Source organism: Arcobacter sp. L (assembly GCF_000284235.1).
Taxonomy (GTDB): Bacteria; Campylobacterota; Campylobacteria; order Campylobacterales; family Arcobacteraceae; genus Aliarcobacter; species Aliarcobacter defluvii.
In genome coordinates, this window is the sequence record NC_017192.1 from 1,134,741 (window position 1) to 1,150,688 (window position 15,948).

The 15,948-nt window shown below is 27.4% G+C and carries 11 protein-coding genes; 5 read left to right on the plus strand and 6 right to left on the minus strand.

The features are described from left to right. Positions 1–17 precede the first annotated feature (17 nt). The 3 genes from murJ to ABLL_RS05685 form a co-directional block, all read right to left on the minus strand. Positions 18–1,319: a murein biosynthesis integral membrane protein MurJ gene (gene murJ, locus ABLL_RS05675; RefSeq protein ID WP_014473821.1), complete on the minus strand. Its 1,302-nt coding sequence runs from the start codon at positions 1,317–1,319 to the stop codon at positions 18–20. Further along, positions 1,319–2,893 carry an endonuclease/exonuclease/phosphatase family protein gene (locus ABLL_RS05680; protein ID WP_014473822.1) on the minus strand — a complete coding sequence of 525 codons (1,575 nt, stop codon included), beginning with the start codon at positions 2,891–2,893 and terminating at the stop codon, positions 1,319–1,321. The genes murJ and ABLL_RS05680 overlap by 1 nt, the downstream gene beginning before the upstream one ends. Before the next feature lie 90 nt (positions 2,894–2,983). Continuing rightward, positions 2,984–3,643 (minus strand): ferritin family protein, encoded by a 660-nt coding sequence (locus ABLL_RS05685; RefSeq protein WP_014473823.1) that lies wholly within the window; start codon positions 3,641–3,643, stop codon positions 2,984–2,986. A 257-nt stretch (positions 3,644–3,900) separates the two neighbouring features. Between ABLL_RS05685 and ABLL_RS05690 the strand changes: the two genes are divergently transcribed. Then, positions 3,901–4,305 carry a Fur family transcriptional regulator gene (locus ABLL_RS05690; protein WP_014473824.1) on the plus strand — a complete coding sequence of 135 codons (405 nt, stop codon included), beginning with the start codon at positions 3,901–3,903 and terminating at the stop codon, positions 4,303–4,305. A 24-nt stretch (positions 4,306–4,329) separates the two neighbouring features. On the opposite strand, the gene ybeY is transcribed toward ABLL_RS05690, so the two are convergent. After that, positions 4,330–4,749, minus strand: a complete 420-nt coding sequence (ybeY, locus tag ABLL_RS05695) for an rRNA maturation RNase YbeY (protein ID WP_014473825.1) — start codon at positions 4,747–4,749, stop codon at positions 4,330–4,332. Between the two features lie 42 nt (positions 4,750–4,791). Then, positions 4,792–6,141: a DNA repair protein RadA gene (radA, locus tag ABLL_RS05700; RefSeq protein ID WP_014473826.1), complete on the minus strand. Its 1,350-nt coding sequence runs from the start codon at positions 6,139–6,141 to the stop codon at positions 4,792–4,794. 97 nt (positions 6,142–6,238) lie between these two features. Here radA and ABLL_RS05705 point away from each other — a divergent pair, with 97 nt between their 5' ends. Beyond that, positions 6,239–6,715 (plus strand): ribonuclease HI, encoded by a 477-nt coding sequence (locus tag ABLL_RS05705; RefSeq protein WP_014473827.1) that lies wholly within the window; start codon positions 6,239–6,241, stop codon positions 6,713–6,715. Between the two features lie 5 nt (positions 6,716–6,720). Here ABLL_RS05705 and ABLL_RS05710 read toward each other — a convergent pair whose 3' ends face one another. After that, positions 6,721–7,707 (minus strand): lipid A deacylase LpxR family protein, encoded by a 987-nt coding sequence (locus ABLL_RS05710; RefSeq protein WP_014473828.1) that lies wholly within the window; start codon positions 7,705–7,707, stop codon positions 6,721–6,723. A 61-nt stretch (positions 7,708–7,768) separates the two neighbouring features. Here ABLL_RS05710 and ABLL_RS05715 point away from each other — a divergent pair, with 61 nt between their 5' ends. From ABLL_RS05715 to ABLL_RS05725, 3 genes are all read left to right on the plus strand, one after another. Further along, a complete protein-coding gene (locus ABLL_RS05715; RefSeq protein WP_014473829.1) occupies positions 7,769–8,332 on the plus strand; it encodes a YqiA/YcfP family alpha/beta fold hydrolase in 564 nt (187 codons plus the stop codon). Positions 8,333–8,427: 95 nt separating this feature from the next. Further along, the gene (locus ABLL_RS05720) at positions 8,428–15,195 is read left to right on the plus strand and encodes an autotransporter domain-containing protein (protein ID WP_014473830.1); all 6,768 of its coding nucleotides are present in this window, start codon (positions 8,428–8,430) and stop codon (positions 15,193–15,195) included. A gap of 24 nt (positions 15,196–15,219) precedes the next feature. Further along, a complete protein-coding gene (locus tag ABLL_RS05725) occupies positions 15,220–15,948 on the plus strand; it encodes a peptidylprolyl isomerase (protein ID WP_014473831.1) in 729 nt (242 codons plus the stop codon).

The window sequence follows — 15,948 nt, forward strand, 5'->3', positions numbered from 1 at the left end:
TGTTAAAAAATAGTAATCTATTTTTTGAACATTTTTATAAATTTATCAAAACCAAAAGCTTTAATAGTTAGAAAAAATAAAATAAATCCACTTAATGTACTTGCAAAGGCAAGACCAGCAGCTCCAAATGGTTTGATTAATATTAAAGAAAAAATAATATTCCAAGCTAAACTTTTCATTGATATTTTTGCACTTAAAAATTGTTGTTCGTTTGAATATAACCAAAGTGAGAAAATTTTTGCTAAACCAAAAGGTAAAAGACCAATAAGATACATAGTTAATATTAACGCTGTATTTTGTGTGTCATTTGCTGTAAATGCTCCTCTTTCAAAAAGAAGTTTAATAATAAATTCATTAAATACAATTCCAATTAACATAGAAAAGAATAAAACGGCAAATAAAATAATAGATGATTTTTTCATTAGATGTAAAGCTCTATTTTCATCTTTATTTTTTATTGCACGTGCTACCATTGGAAATAGGGCAATTGAAGTTGCAATTGCAAAAATAGCTAAAGGAAGCTGGAAAACTCTATTTGCATAATAAAGGTATGAAATAGAACCACTTATTAAAAAAGAGGCTAACCAAGTATCAATAAAAGCTGAAAGATGCATAGTTGATGAACCTAATGTTGCAGAAAAAAAGTTTTTATAAAATTTTGTTTCTTCTTTTTTCTTATGCTTTTTAAAGTGAAAGATTTTACATAAGTTTGCTCTTTTAACTGCAATCAAATGAACAATAATTTGTAAAATTCCTCCAATGATAACCCCATAAGATAAATAAAAAGTAATTTCATATTTATCCATATTTTTAGAAATTAATAGTGCAGCAATCATTCCAAGATTTAAAAGCGCAGTTGAATATGCACTTGTTGCAAAATGGTGTTTGTATTGTAAAAGCGCAGCCATAAATGTAACTGTGAAAATAATTGGCAAATAGTAAAAGTTTATTGCAAATAGTGGAGCAGCTAAATCAACTGTTTCTTTTGAAAAACCAATCGCAAAGGCTTTTGCAACAATATGAGAAAACATAGTTACAATCAAAGATAATATGATTAAGAATCCAAATAATTGTAAAAAAACAACTGATGAAAATCTGATTTTATGTTTTGATTTTGCATAAGAAGGAATAAAAGCTTGAGTAAAAGCTCCGTCAGCAAAAATACTTCTAAATAAATTTGGTAATTTAAAAGCAATAAAAAAGATATCAGAATAGATATTTGCTCCTAAAATGGAAGCAGTTAGTAAATCTCTTACAAAACCTAAAATCCTTGAAACTAAAATACCTGAACTATTTGTAAAAATTGATTTAATTAACATTAATTTCCTACTTTGTAATCAGTTTTTTTATGAATTATAATTTGCATATTTCCTCTGTATGAAGCTAGATGAGCATTTAAAATAGTGATTTTATCTCCATTTTTAGGAAGTAAATCTCTATTTTTTGCATAAAGTTTTATATATTTGTTTTCATCTAAATAAAGCCTTGAATTTTTAACAGTACCTTTTAGATTTTTTATAATTTCATTTTCATACTTAAAATCAAAAATATTTATATTAGAAGTATCTAAAAATAGTGATTTATAATCAATGAAATTTTTTTCTTCTTCAACAATAAAATCTTTTATCTCTTTTAAGCCAAAATATGTATTTATTTGATTTACTTGAATATTGTATGAAAAACCAACTTTTAGATTTTGAGCGTTTTTATAGATATAAATTGCTCTATCATTTTCTCTTTTTACTATAGCCTTATCTTCATCTTGATAAATAACAACAACATTATCTAAAAAAATTGGCTTAGTTAATTTTTCTTCTTTATATAAATCTTCTATGGTTTTTATTTCTTCTTTATTCTTTTCTATTTTCTTTATAATATTTCTATCATCTTTTTTTATAGAAAATTGGGCAATAATAGGAAGATGGTCTGAATAACCTTTTCCTTTGTGAATTTTTAGAAATCTATCATCACTCATTTTCCATCTGTTTATTTGACCATTTTCATATAAATAAGTTGGTTTAAAAACATAAAAAGATTTTGGTATATATGAAAGTTTTTTATTATCAAATAAAGCAGGAGGAACAAGTATACTATCAGGAGTGTTATTTTGATTTTTAAATTTTGTTGAAAATCTTTCACTTGGATTTAAATCTAACCATAAATTATAATGAACTCTTTTCTCTTCTTTTAAAATATTAGAATATGTAATAAATTTATCATCTAAGGTTGTATTTAATACTTGATTTATTCCTGTTATTCCTGAAGTATTATTTAATTTTTGACTTCTTTTAAAAGTTTCAAATTCATCATAATCAGAGTTAAAATCACCTAATAAAATGTAATCATAATCTTTTTCTATATCTTTTACTCTATCTTGTAAAGTTTTAGCATATTTAACTCTATAACTTTCTCCAACAGCTTTTGAAGGCCAATGATTATTAAAAACTTTAAATTCAATATTTTCATAAACAAAAGTTGTTTCAAGTATTGGTCTAAAAACTCTTGTTCTAAATTTTACATCAATATGTTTTGTGTTTTCTATTTTGACTTTTGATAAAAATCCCAATCCTATTGCTGAATTAGAATATTTTACAAAAGAGTAATATTTATATTTTGGAAGTTTTTTTTGTAAAAGAATCATTAAATCTCTATTTTCAACTTCTTGAAGTGCAATGATATCTGCATCTAAATCTTCTAACACTTGTATAAGATTATTAAGTTTTATATTGAAATTTCTTTGATTCCATTGGGATTTTCCATTGGGGATAAACTCAGTATATTCATCATTATCATTTTTTAAATCAAATAAATTTTCTACATTGTAAGTTGCAATTTTTAAATTATCAGCATTTAAAGAGATAAGAAAAATAAAAAAAATAAAAAATTTAAGCAAGAAACAAACTCCGATAATTTTGTATGTAATCTTATCGAAGATATTATTTTTAAGAGGTAAAACTTTAAGAAGTTTTACCTAATTTAGATTTTATCCAACAGTTACATCTTTAGATTTTTTCTTGAAGTACTCTTTTTCAACTCTACATAAAGGACACTCTTTTGGTGGTTTTTTACCTCTATGAACATGTCCACATACTTCACAAACCCACTCTTCTTCCTCTTCTGATTCAAAGAAACCTTCATCTTCTAAAGCTTGTAAAAGTTCTCTATACTCTTTTTCGTGTTCAACTTCAACTTTTCCAATAGCTTTAAATAATCTTGCAATCTCTTTTAATCCTTCTTCTTTTGCTATTGCTTCAAAATTTGGATACATTTCTTCATGCTCATATTGTTCTCCATCTGCTGCTGTTATGATATTTTTAGCAGTTGAATCAAGTTCATAATCGTTTACCAATTTATTGTAAGCTTTGTATTCTGCACGTGCATGATATTTTTCATTAACTGCAGCTTCATGGAAAAACTTTGCAATTCTATGATACCCTTGTTCGTAAGCAATATCACCATATAAATCATATTTATTTCTTGCCATTGATTCACCTGCAAATGCTTTCATCAAATTAACAGCTGTTAAATTTGTTGTAATCATTTCCATTTCTTGACCACAGCAGTGTAAAGTTCCTCCACCAACATTTTGCACTTCTACTTCATTGCCACATTTATTACATTTATAAGTTTCGTATTGTTTCATTTTTTTCCCTTTATTTTTTTAGTCTTTTTATTATAACATTATATAAATAAAACTTTAATAATTAATTTTATTAAAGGATAATATTTATTATTTGAGAATTATAAAATATTAAAACTTAAAAGAAAATTATTTTCCAATAGTAAAATTTATGCTATAATAACAGCATAGAGAATCTTTGAAAAAATATCTCTAAAAAGCTATATAATTTATGTGGAAATAAATATTAAAGTAGTATGATTCCGCGAAAGGAAGAATTTATGACAAATTATACGAATTTATTAAAAGAATATGATTTAAAAGTTACTCCTCAAAGAGTAGCAATCGTTGAAGAACTTTATAAAAATGGTCATATGAACATTGATGATTTATACAAAAAACTATTATCTAAGTTCCCTTCAGTATCATTAGCAACTATTTATAAAAATATTAATGCAATGGTTGAAAAAGTTTTTCTATCAGAAGTTAAGTTGCCAAATTCAAAATCTGTTTATGAATTGGTAAAAACTGAACATGCACATTTAGTTTGTTCTTCTTGTGGTTATATCGAAGATATTATGCTTGATGCATCAAGTATTCAAGAACAAGCAAATAAATTGAGTTCGTTCAAAATTGACTCAACAAGTATTGTTTTAAGTGGACTTTGTCCTCATTGTTCAAAATAGTCTAGTTGTAACTAGGCTATTTTATTAAGAATTTCTTACTATTAAACTGTCAGGTAAATTAAACTCTTTTATTAACTCTTCTTCTTTTGCTCTATGTTCACCTTGATCAACTTCATGGTCATAACCTAAAAGATGCAATATTCCATGAATAAATAAAAGTGATAATTCTTCATTAAAACTATGTCCATACTCTTTTGATTTTTCTTCTACAAAATCTGTTGAAATTACAATAGAACCTAAAGGCATATTTGGCATTTCAAAATCCATAGGAAAACTTAAAACATCAGTTGCTTTATCTATATTTCTATGTTCTTTATTTAATTCTTTAATTTCATCATTTTTTACAACAAGAAGTTCAATATCTTTTTTTGTTAGTGTTTTTGCGATATTTTCTAAACTTAAAATATCTATTTCAAATTCTGTTCCATTATCTAAATCAATCATTTTATTCCTTAAAATAGTTTTATCATTTTTGAGACATAAATTCTAAAATAATTCTATCATTTTAGAGACTTCATCAACTGCAAAAGTCTTAATATCAAGTTTTAAATTTGTTTTTTGAGCAATAACAGCTTTTTTTATACCTTGAGCTTGTGCTTCTTTTAATCTTAAATCAATAGAATAAACATCTTTTATTTCACCTGTAAGTGAAACTTCCCCGATAAAAGCAGACTCTTTTGAAATAGGTCTATCCCTAAATGATGAAATAATAGCAGCAATTACAGCTAAGTCAGCTGAACTCTCTTTGATTTTTATTCCACCACTTATGTTTATAAATACATCATAATTATTTAGTGGTAAATCTATTTTTTTCTCTAAAAGTGCAAGAAGCATAGTAAGTCTATTTGCATCAAAACCAGTTGCACTTCTTTTTGGATTTGGATAAGTACTTTCTGTCACAAGTGCTTGAACTTCAAGGATAATTGCACGACTTCCTTCCATTGTTACAGTTAAAGCTGAACCACTTTGGGATTTATTCTTATCAAAAAATTTTGAAGCTATATCTTTTGCACTAATAAGTCCTTCTGCTGTCATTTCAAAAATACCAATTTCGCTAGTACTTCCAAAACGATTTTTAAAACCTCGAAGCATTCGCAATTCTCTACTAGCTTCTCCTTCAAAGTATAAAACAGTATCAACCATATGTTCTAAAACTCTAGGACCTGCAATACTTCCATCTTTTGTAATATGACCAATAATAAACATAGCAATATTTGATTCTTTTGCTTTTCTCATTAGTTCAAATGTTATTTCTCGAACTTGTGAAACACTTCCTGGTGCGCTTGTTAGATTTGAAGAATAGATAGTTTGAATAGAATCTATAATACAAACTTCATAATTTTCTCTTAAAAGTTCATCTTGTATCTCTTCAAGTTTTATTTCGCTTAATAAAAAGAGTTCATCATGATTTGCTTCAAGTCTATTTGCTCGTAGTTTTATTTGACCAGCACTCTCTTCTCCTGATACATAAAGAACTTTTTTCCCAGATTTTGCGATACTTCCAGCAACTTTTAGTAATAGTGTTGATTTTCCAACTCCTGGGCTTCCACCAATTAAAGTTAAACTTCCTGGAACTATTCCTCCTCCTAAAACTAAGTCAAATTCATAGTTAAAAGAAGAAAATCTTGTAACATCATCTTGTTCTATTTGGGTTATTGGTTTTGCTTTTGATGTTGTATTTATAATTTTTGAAGAGTGTTTTAAAACTTCTTGTTGTTCTTGGTTTAATTCAATAAAACTGTCCCATGAGCCACAATTTGGACATTTTCCAAGCCATTTTGTAGATTGTTCTCCACAATGTTGACATTCAAAAAGTGTTATTTTTTTCTTAGCCATTTTTTATCCTTCTAAACATAAGCGCAATTATAATCAAATTTTTTATGTGCTTTATAAAATATGACACTTTGTAATATAAAAGATTGTATTATCTTTTATGAAAAATATAAAATTATTTACTGATTCAAGTGTAAATCCACAAGAAAAAATTGGTTTTGGAAGTTTTTTGATTATTGAAGATGAAAATTTATCTTTGGAGAATTTGAAAAAAACTATCAAAACAAAAAAATTTGAAAATACAAGTTCCACAAAACTTGAACTACAAACTCTACTTTGGGCTTTAGATGAAATAAAAAATAAAAACTCTTTAATAGAAATTTATACTGATTGCCAAAATATCATAAACTTAAAAGATAGAAGAGAAAAATTAGAAAAAAATGAATACAAATCATCTCAAGGTAAATTAATAAATAATCACGAATTATATAAACTATTTTTTGAAAAATCTGATAAGTTAGATTTAGTTTTTATAAAAGTAAAAGGACATAAAAAAAATAGTTTAAAAGATGAAATTGATACTATTTTTAATCTTGTTGATAAAGCATCAAGAAGTGCTTTAAGAAATCAAATATAACTTATCTAAAATAGATAAGCTATATTTATTCCTCCCCAATTTTCATTTTGGTTGTACTCTTTTGATAAATTAATTTTTGAAGTTTTAAAGCTAAATGATAAAACAAATTTATCAAGATAAGTATCCAATGAAATAACTTGAACTAAGCTATCTTTTAATTCATCTAGTTCATAAGATTTGTCATGATTATTCACATAAAAATAATCTGTATAAGAGTAACCTAAACCATAAGATAGTGACCAACCTAAATTTTTATTTGTTTTAGAGTCAAGATTTAAAAGTTTATTTTCATTTACACCTATAAATTTTCCTACACTATTAAAATTATTTGGAAAGTTATTACCATATCTAATCATTGTCCCAGCCATTAAAGATCTATTATAATTTCCAACATTTGCTCTAAATGTATTAACTAAATCCATTTTTCCATAAGAAAACTCATGTTTTAATGCTCTATAACCATAAGAGTAGGAAAAGTTATATAAAAAATCATCTTTTAATTGATTGTCCCATCCTTGTGGTTCAGTACTACCAATTGTATTATGAAAAGATTTTTGAAAAGAGTCAGTTTTTGTACTAGGTCCAACTGCCCCTAAAGTAATAGTATATTCATGAAAAAAATCTTCTTCCCATTTGAATAAAATAAAATCAAGAGTAGCAACTCCTGCATAAGGTAAATCACCTATAATTTTTTCTTTTTTATCTATATCACTTGGTGTAAAGGCATAATGTGAATAAGTCATACCTAAAGTTTGATATTTTGTATCATTATTGAAAGTTGGAATTTTAGAGATTAAGTCAAAAAAACTATTATTATATTTAGAAGAATTATTTGTATCTTTGTTTGTTAAATAACTCAAATAAGTTCCATTTGTATAGTGTTTGTCGTCTCCATTTATTACATCATTTTCCAAAAAAACTGAAAAAACTTGTGCATTCAGATTTAAAACTAGAAAAGATGAAGTGAAAATAATTTTTGAAAATAATTTCATTATCAAGCCTTTTATTGTAAAATTGCATAATTATATAATAAAAAAATTGGAAGAAAATAAAATGATAATATACATTCATGGATTTGCAAGTTCGGGCTTTGGTTCAAAACCACAAAAATTTAAAGAGTATTTTGAAGAAGAAATAATAACAATTTCTCTTCCTACTATTCCAAATTTAGCAATTGACACATTAGAACAAATAATAGAATTTTCTTTAAATAAAGAAGAGCCAGTTTATCTAGTAGGTTCTTCTCTTGGTGGATTTTATGCCCTTTATTTAGCAAATAAGTATGATTTGAAAGCTGTTTTAATAAATCCAGCAGTTAATCCTTGGGGAACTTTGCATAGATATGAAGGAGTGGAATTTGTTACAAATTATTATGATAATTCACGATTTGAATTCACATCAAATCATATAAAATCATTAAAAAATTATGAAGTACAATTTATAAAAAATCCTCAAAATTTTATCACTTTATTACAAGAAGAGGATGAGGTTTTAGATTTTAGTGAAGCAGCTTTAAAACTAGAAGAGACAGATTTGATAATAGAAGAGGGAGGAAGTCACTCTTTTGATGGAATAGAGAGATATTTTAGAAAAATAAATAGTTTTTTTTATAACTAAGAAATAATATATTTATCAAATATTTTAAAAAAATTAGATATTATATATACCATTATTAAGCTGTATAAATATATTTAAGGGAGAACTCTAATAAAATGAAATCATTTAGAGTTATAGATACGAGATTTCGTATTTTAAAGGGTGGTAAAATAGGATTAAGTCTATCTATTTCTTTAATAGGTAGTGCTTTGATTTTTGGTAATACAAGTGGTTATGCAACTGATTATTTTACTGATGTACAATCTACTATTTCTGATTCTACGACAACTCCATCTGGAGGAACAAATCCAATTACAGTAGAAAAAGCTGTAAATAGTGGAGTTTTATCTAGTACAAGAACAGAAAATGATACAAATCCAGTAGTTTTTAAACCTACTTCTTGGGCAAATAGTTCTTATACTGATCCATCATTTGCTGCTGCTGAAACAAATCCTTCTTATCCCGCTAGATACCTTTTAGGAAAAGAAGACTTTTCTCCTTTGGAATTAAATTTAACTTTTACAACTGGAGCTACTTCAGGAAGTATTTCAAAAAATAGTACAACTTTTTATAGTACAAATATAATACCTTCTAGTTATATAACTGATGTTCCTGGTATTCCTACTCAAACTTTAAGTTCAATCTCATCAAATAGTTATACAGCAAATTTAATTTTTGATGGTTCAAATACCGTTTCAGGTTCAACAAATATTGAAGATGGAAACATAAAAATAAATGGAACAGTAAATTTTAATGGAGCAGTTACAGCAGGTTCTATTGATATGGATACTACAAATACAGCAACTTTTGCTGGAGATGTTTCTTTATCTTCAGGAACAGGAAATTTGAATTTTAGTCAAGATGGAGATATTATTTTAAATTCAAATTTTTCTGGAAATATTACTAATACTGATTCAGGTGATGGAAATATAACAACAATAGGAATAAATAATATTAATGGAAATATAGGAAATAATTTAAATTTTTTAAATACTTTAAGTATTGGTAATTTAACTACAATTTCAACAACAACTGTTAATGGAGATATATTTGTAAATAGTACAATTTTAAATAATACAACAACAAATAGTTCAACTTTGATACTTTCAAATGATAAAAACATAACTTCAACAATAACAACATCACATGATAATAAGGGTATTTTAACATTATCTGGTGGAACACAAACTGTAACAGGACAAGTAGGAACAGATGCAAATAAATTGAAAGAGATAAATGCAGGAGCGAATAGTTCAAACTCAACATTTAGTGATGATGTGTACGCAACAAACCTAGATGTAGAAGGAACAGGGACAGTAAATTTAGATGGGAATTATAAAGGGACATCAATAAGATATAACGCAGATGGAACAGTAGTTTTAGCAGATAATAAAAATATAAATTCGTCAATAATAAATAATAGTAGTACAACTCCAACAGGAACATTAACTTTAGAAGGAAGTTCAACAGTAAGTGGAACAGTAGGAACAGATGCAAATAAATTGAAAGAGATAAATGCAGGAGCGAATGGTTCAAACTCAACATTTAGTGATGATGTGTACGCAACAAACCTAGATGTAGAAGGAACAGGGACAGTAAATTTAGATGGGAATTATAAAGGGACATCAATAAGATATAACGCAGATGGAACAGTAGTTTTAGCAGATAATAAAAATATAAATTCGTCAATAATAAATAATAGTAGTACAACTCCAACAGGAACATTAACTTTAGAAGGAAGTTCAACAGTAAGTGGAACAGTAGGAACAGATGCAAATAAATTGAAAGAGATAAATGCAGGAGCGAATGGTTCAAACTCAACATTTAGTGATGATGTGTACGCAACAAACCTAGATGTAGAAGGAACAGGGACAGTAAATTTAGATGGGAATTATAAAGGGACATCAATAAGATATAACGCAGATGGAACAGTAGTTTTAGCAGATAATAAAAATATAAACTCTTCAATAGTAACAAATAGTACAACTCCAACAGGAACATTAACTTTAGAAGGAAGTTCAACAGTAAGTGGAACAGTAGGAACAGATGCAAATAAATTGAAAGAGATAAATGCAGGAGCGAATGGTTCAAACTCAACATTTAGTGATGATGTGTACGCAACAAACCTAGATGTAGAAGGAACAGGGACAGTAAATTTAGATGGGAATTATAAAGGGACATCAATAAGATATAACGCAGATGGAACAGTAGTTTTAGCAGATAATAAAAATATAAATTCGTCAATAATAAATAATAGTAGTACAACTCCAACAGGAACATTAACTTTAGAAGGAAGTTCAACAGTAAGTGGAACAGTAGGAACAGATGCGAATAAATTGAAAGAGATAAACGCAGGAGCGAATAGTTCAAATTCAACATTTAGTGATGATGTGTACGCAACAAACCTAGATGTAGAAGGGACAGGGACAGTAAATTTAGATGGGAATTATAAAGGGACGTCAATAAGATATAACGCAGATGGAACAGTAGTTTTAGCAGATAATAAAAATATAAATTCGTCAATAATAAATAATAGTAGTACAACTCCAACAGGAACATTAACTTTAGAAGGAAGTTCAACAGTAAGTGGAACAGTAGGAACAGATGCGAATAAATTGAAAGAGATAAACGCAGGAGCGAATGGTTCAAATTCAACATTTAGTGATGATGTGTACGCAACAAACCTAGATGTAGAAGGAACAGGGACAGTAAATTTAGATGGGAATTATAAAGGGACATCAATAAGATATAACGCAGATGGAACAGTAGTTTTAGCAGATAATAAAAATATAAATTCGTCAATAATAAATAATAGTAGTACAACTCCAACAGGAACATTAACTTTAGAAGGAAGTTCAACAGTAAGTGGAACAGTAGGAACAGATGCGAATAAATTGAAAGAGATAAACGCAGGAGCGAATGGTTCAAATTCAACATTTAGTGATGATGTGTACGCAACAAACCTAGATGTAGAAGGAACAGGGACAGTAAATTTAGATGGGAATTACAAAGGGACATCAATAAGATATAACGCAGATGGAACAGTAGTTTTAGCAGATAATAAAAATATAAATTCGTCAATAATAAATAATAGTAGTACAACTCCAACAGGAACATTAACTTTAGAAGGAAGTTCAACAGTAAGTGGAACAGTAGGAACAGATGCGAATAAATTGAAAGAGATAAACGCTAATGGAATTACTGGAAAAACTGTAACATTTGAAAAAGATGTATATGCAATAACTACAAATATTAATTCTTTAGAAATAAAATTTGAATCGGATTTAACAAGTAATATAGTTGCAAATATGAGTGATGAAGGCGTTGTAAGTTTTATAGGTGATAATAGTGGAAAATCACAAATTGTTACTGGAAATATAGGAAGTTTTGGATCATTTATTTCAACTTTAAATATTGGAGAAAGTGGAAATTCAACAAACTATTCAACTACAACAATAACTGGAAATATATATGCAAACAGTACAGTTTTAAATAATAATGGAACAACAAATAGCTCAACATTAGTTTTAGCTGATGGAAGTAATATTATATCGACAATTACAACAGCAGATGCAAATATGGGAATACTTACTTTAGAAGGAAGTTCAACAGTAAGTGGAACAGTAGGAACAGATGCGAATAAATTGAAAGAGATAAACGCAGGAGCGAATAGTTCAAACTCAACATTTAGTGATGATGTGTACGCAACAAACCTAGATGTAGAAGGAACAGGGACAGTAAATTTAGATGGGAATTATAAAGGGACGTCAATAAGATATAACGCAGATGGAACAGTAGTTTTAGCAGATAATAAAAATATAAACTCTTCAATAGTAACAAATAGTACAACTCCAATAGGAACATTAACTTTAGAAGGAAGTTCAACAGTAAGTGGAACAGTAGGAACAGATGCGAATAAATTGAAAGAGATAAACGCAGCAACAGATGGGGAAACTGTAACATTTGAAAAAGATGTATATGCAATAACTATAAATCTTGGTTCAGGAATTACTAACTTTAATACAATTTCTGGAAATACAACTTCAAATATAGTATTTTCAGGAGATGGAAAAGCAAATTTAAATGGATATTTAGATGGAAATATAAACTTTGCTGGAAATGATGCAGTTGTAAATATTGCTGATGGAAAAGGAATTTTAGGTTCAGTTGAAACATTAGCAAATAATACAGGAATTTTAAATTTTAGTGGAGATGGTGTTGTTGATGATCTTATTGGAAGTGCACTTTATGGTATTAATGAGTTAAATATTAATACAAATGATGAACAAGATAAAGATAGTAATGGAACAGTAACTTCAAATGGATTATTAGCAAGAAAAGAAATTTTTGCAGATATTATAAATTTAAGAAATAATGCAACTTTAACATTAGCAGATAATGCAAATATTACAAATACAGGATTAAATAGTTTAATCATATCAACGGATAATGCAAATACTGGAAATTTAGTATTTGAAGGAAGTTCAAGTGTAACTGGAACTGTGGGAAGTAGTAGTAAAAATTTAGAAAGTATAGTTGCTGGAGCAAGTGGTGAAACTGTAACATTTAATAATATGGTTTATGCAAGTAATTTAAAGTATGCTTCTGATGGAACAGTTATCTTAAAAGGTAATAATGATACAAATAATGAAGGTTTTATAGGAAATGTAGATTTTAATTCAAATGCTGGAACTTTAGAAATTGCAGATAATGTAAATCTTACAACAGGAAGTTCAGGAATAGAGTTTACAAATGCAAATGATGCAACTTTAACTTTTAATGGAACTTCAACTGTTTATGGTGTTTTAGGTGGAAATACAACTGGAAATTCAACTTTTGAAAGAATTTATGCAGGAGCAAATAACGAAATAGTTACTTTTAAAAATGATGTGTATGTTGAAGAAAGTAATGATACTACATTTCATGTGAGTGGTAATGGAGTTGTAAATTTTGAAGGTGATTTATATGGGGATTTAATCTTTGATGCAGATGGAATAGTAAATGTAGATGATTCAAAATCCATAATTGTTTCAAGTGTACCAACATCAATAAGAACAAAAAATGATGGAAAAGGAACAGTAAATTTTGAAGGAACAACGACTTTATACACTGATATAGGTGAATCTTCTTCTAAACTTAATAGCGTTTATTTTGCTTCAAATGGGACATCAGCTGATACTTATACACAAGACCTTGGATATAATATTTATTCTTTAGATACAACAATTGGGAATAATTTAAATAAAACAACTGTGAATATAAAAGATGATATAGCATTTGGTGGAAATTTAACTTTAAATGATAATTCAACATTAAATGTTAGTAATAATGATATTTCAATAGCTGATGAATTAAATATAGGTAAGGATTCAACTTTAAATTTTAAAGTTTATACAACAGATTTAAGTGCGGGACAAGCTGTAGAAAATGGTGCTTCTGGAAGTATTACAGCTTCTTCTTTAACAATAGATAATAGTTCAAAAATTAATATTGATTATGAAGGAAGTTGGGAAGGTGCAGGGCAATATAATCTTATTACAACATCAAATTATTTAATTTCAAACTATTATGGAACAGAAGATAATGGTTTGGTTACGGATAATAGTATTATAGATTCAATCGTTACAGTAAATGGAACAAATCTTACTTTATATGCAGATAGAACAAGTGGAGGCTCATTTAATCCAGAAGATTTATATATTGTAAAATCTGAAATAGGAAAAGATTATTCAAATGGTGCTTCACAATCACTTGCTGGATATGCAAATGAAGCTGATAGAGCAGGAGCTTTAGCAGATATTGTTAGAAATATGGAAAAATATGATGGTGGAACACAATTATCAGCAGAGAAAAAACAAGAGATGATAAATACTCAAAGATTACTTGCTCCAACAGCAAATAATTCAAATATGCAAACTTCTATAACTGCTTCAAATTTAGCAATAACAACAATAAGAGGAAGATTATCAGATATTAGAACAACAGAAATGAATAATTTCACTCCTAATATTTATAAAATGGGATTATCATCAGGAGATTATTATAGTTTTGATACATCATTTTGGTTAAAAGCAATGGGTGGAAAAGCAACTCAAGATAAAGTAAATGAATACGATGGTTTTGATACAACTACTTATGGTTTTGTTGGCGGAATGGATAAAATTACAAATGAAGGAACAATTTTTGGTGCAGCAGTTGCATATTCTACAACAAAAACAAATCAAGATAATCTTGCTTCTGATAGTTCAGATACAACAAGTATTCAAGCAACACTTTATTCTTCTTTAGCTTTTGAAAATGCTTATATTGATAGTTATTTATCTTATGCAAAACATAAAACCGATGGGACAAGAACTGCAAATTCAGGAAAATTAACTTCAAGTGTTGATGCTGATCAAATTTCAGCTAAAGTAGAAACAGGATATTCAATTCCTGTTAATGATGGGATTTCAGTAACACCATTTGCCTCTTTAGAGTATAGTTTATTAAATCAAAAAGGTTATACCGAAAAAGGTACAGCTTATCAAAATGATGCTTTAAAAGTTGATAGTTTAAAATTAAATAGAGGAACAGTTGAAGTTGGAGCAAAACTTACTTCGAATATAGAGTTAGAAGATACTTTGATTATTCCTCAGTTATCTGCAAGTGTGTATAACTCATTTGGTGATAATAGCGCAGATATAAAAGCACAATATATTGGTGGAGGAAAAGAGTTTGTTACTCCTACAAGTGAACTTAATAAAACTATGTATAACGTTGGATTGGGTGTTGAAACAAAAATTTCTGATTCTACAAGTTTAATTTTTGATATGGATTATGATAGAAGTAAAGATGGTAAATTCCAAGGATATTCAGGAACAGTAACATTTGGTATTAGTTTCTAAAAAGATTTAATTTAAGGATAAATGATGATAGTAAAGAAAATATCTCTATATATATTTTTAGCTTTTTTTAGTATTAATATATATGCAAATGAAATAGCTTCATATTCAGCTATAAAATATCATGCTGATTATGAAAAACAAAATCCTAAAATGAAAGAATCTTTAGCAAAAGAATATTCAAAAGTTAGAAATTTAGCAAAAACTTTAGAAGCTACGGTTATGAAAAATGATGTTGATGTAGAAGTTGCAAAGAATTTAGCAATTGTTGATATTTGGTCGAATAAATTTATACAAAGTTATAAGCCAACTCAAAAAGAGTTAGAAGAACTTTATAAATTAGAAAAACCAAGAACAGTTGCAAAATATGAATTAAGAAATATTTTGGTTTCTTATGAAAAAAATGCCGATAGAATTATTGAAATGCTAAATGAAATAAAAAACAAACAAGAAAAAAAAGATTCATTTATCAAATATGTAAGATCAGTTTCAAATGATGTTGCTTCAAAGCAAAACAATGGTTTAACGGCATTAGTTGATGAAAATAAATTAAATCCTCAAATAAAAGAGTCTTTAAAAGGGAAAAAAGAGGGTGAGATAGTAAAAGTAACTTTAAAAGATTTAGGAACACAAATTTTATATATAGAAAAATTTATTCCAGAAAAAGTTGCAACATTTGAAGAATCAAAAGATGCTTTAATAAATTTAGCAAAGAAAAAAGCTTTATTGAGAGAGATTGAATTATTATCAAAATAA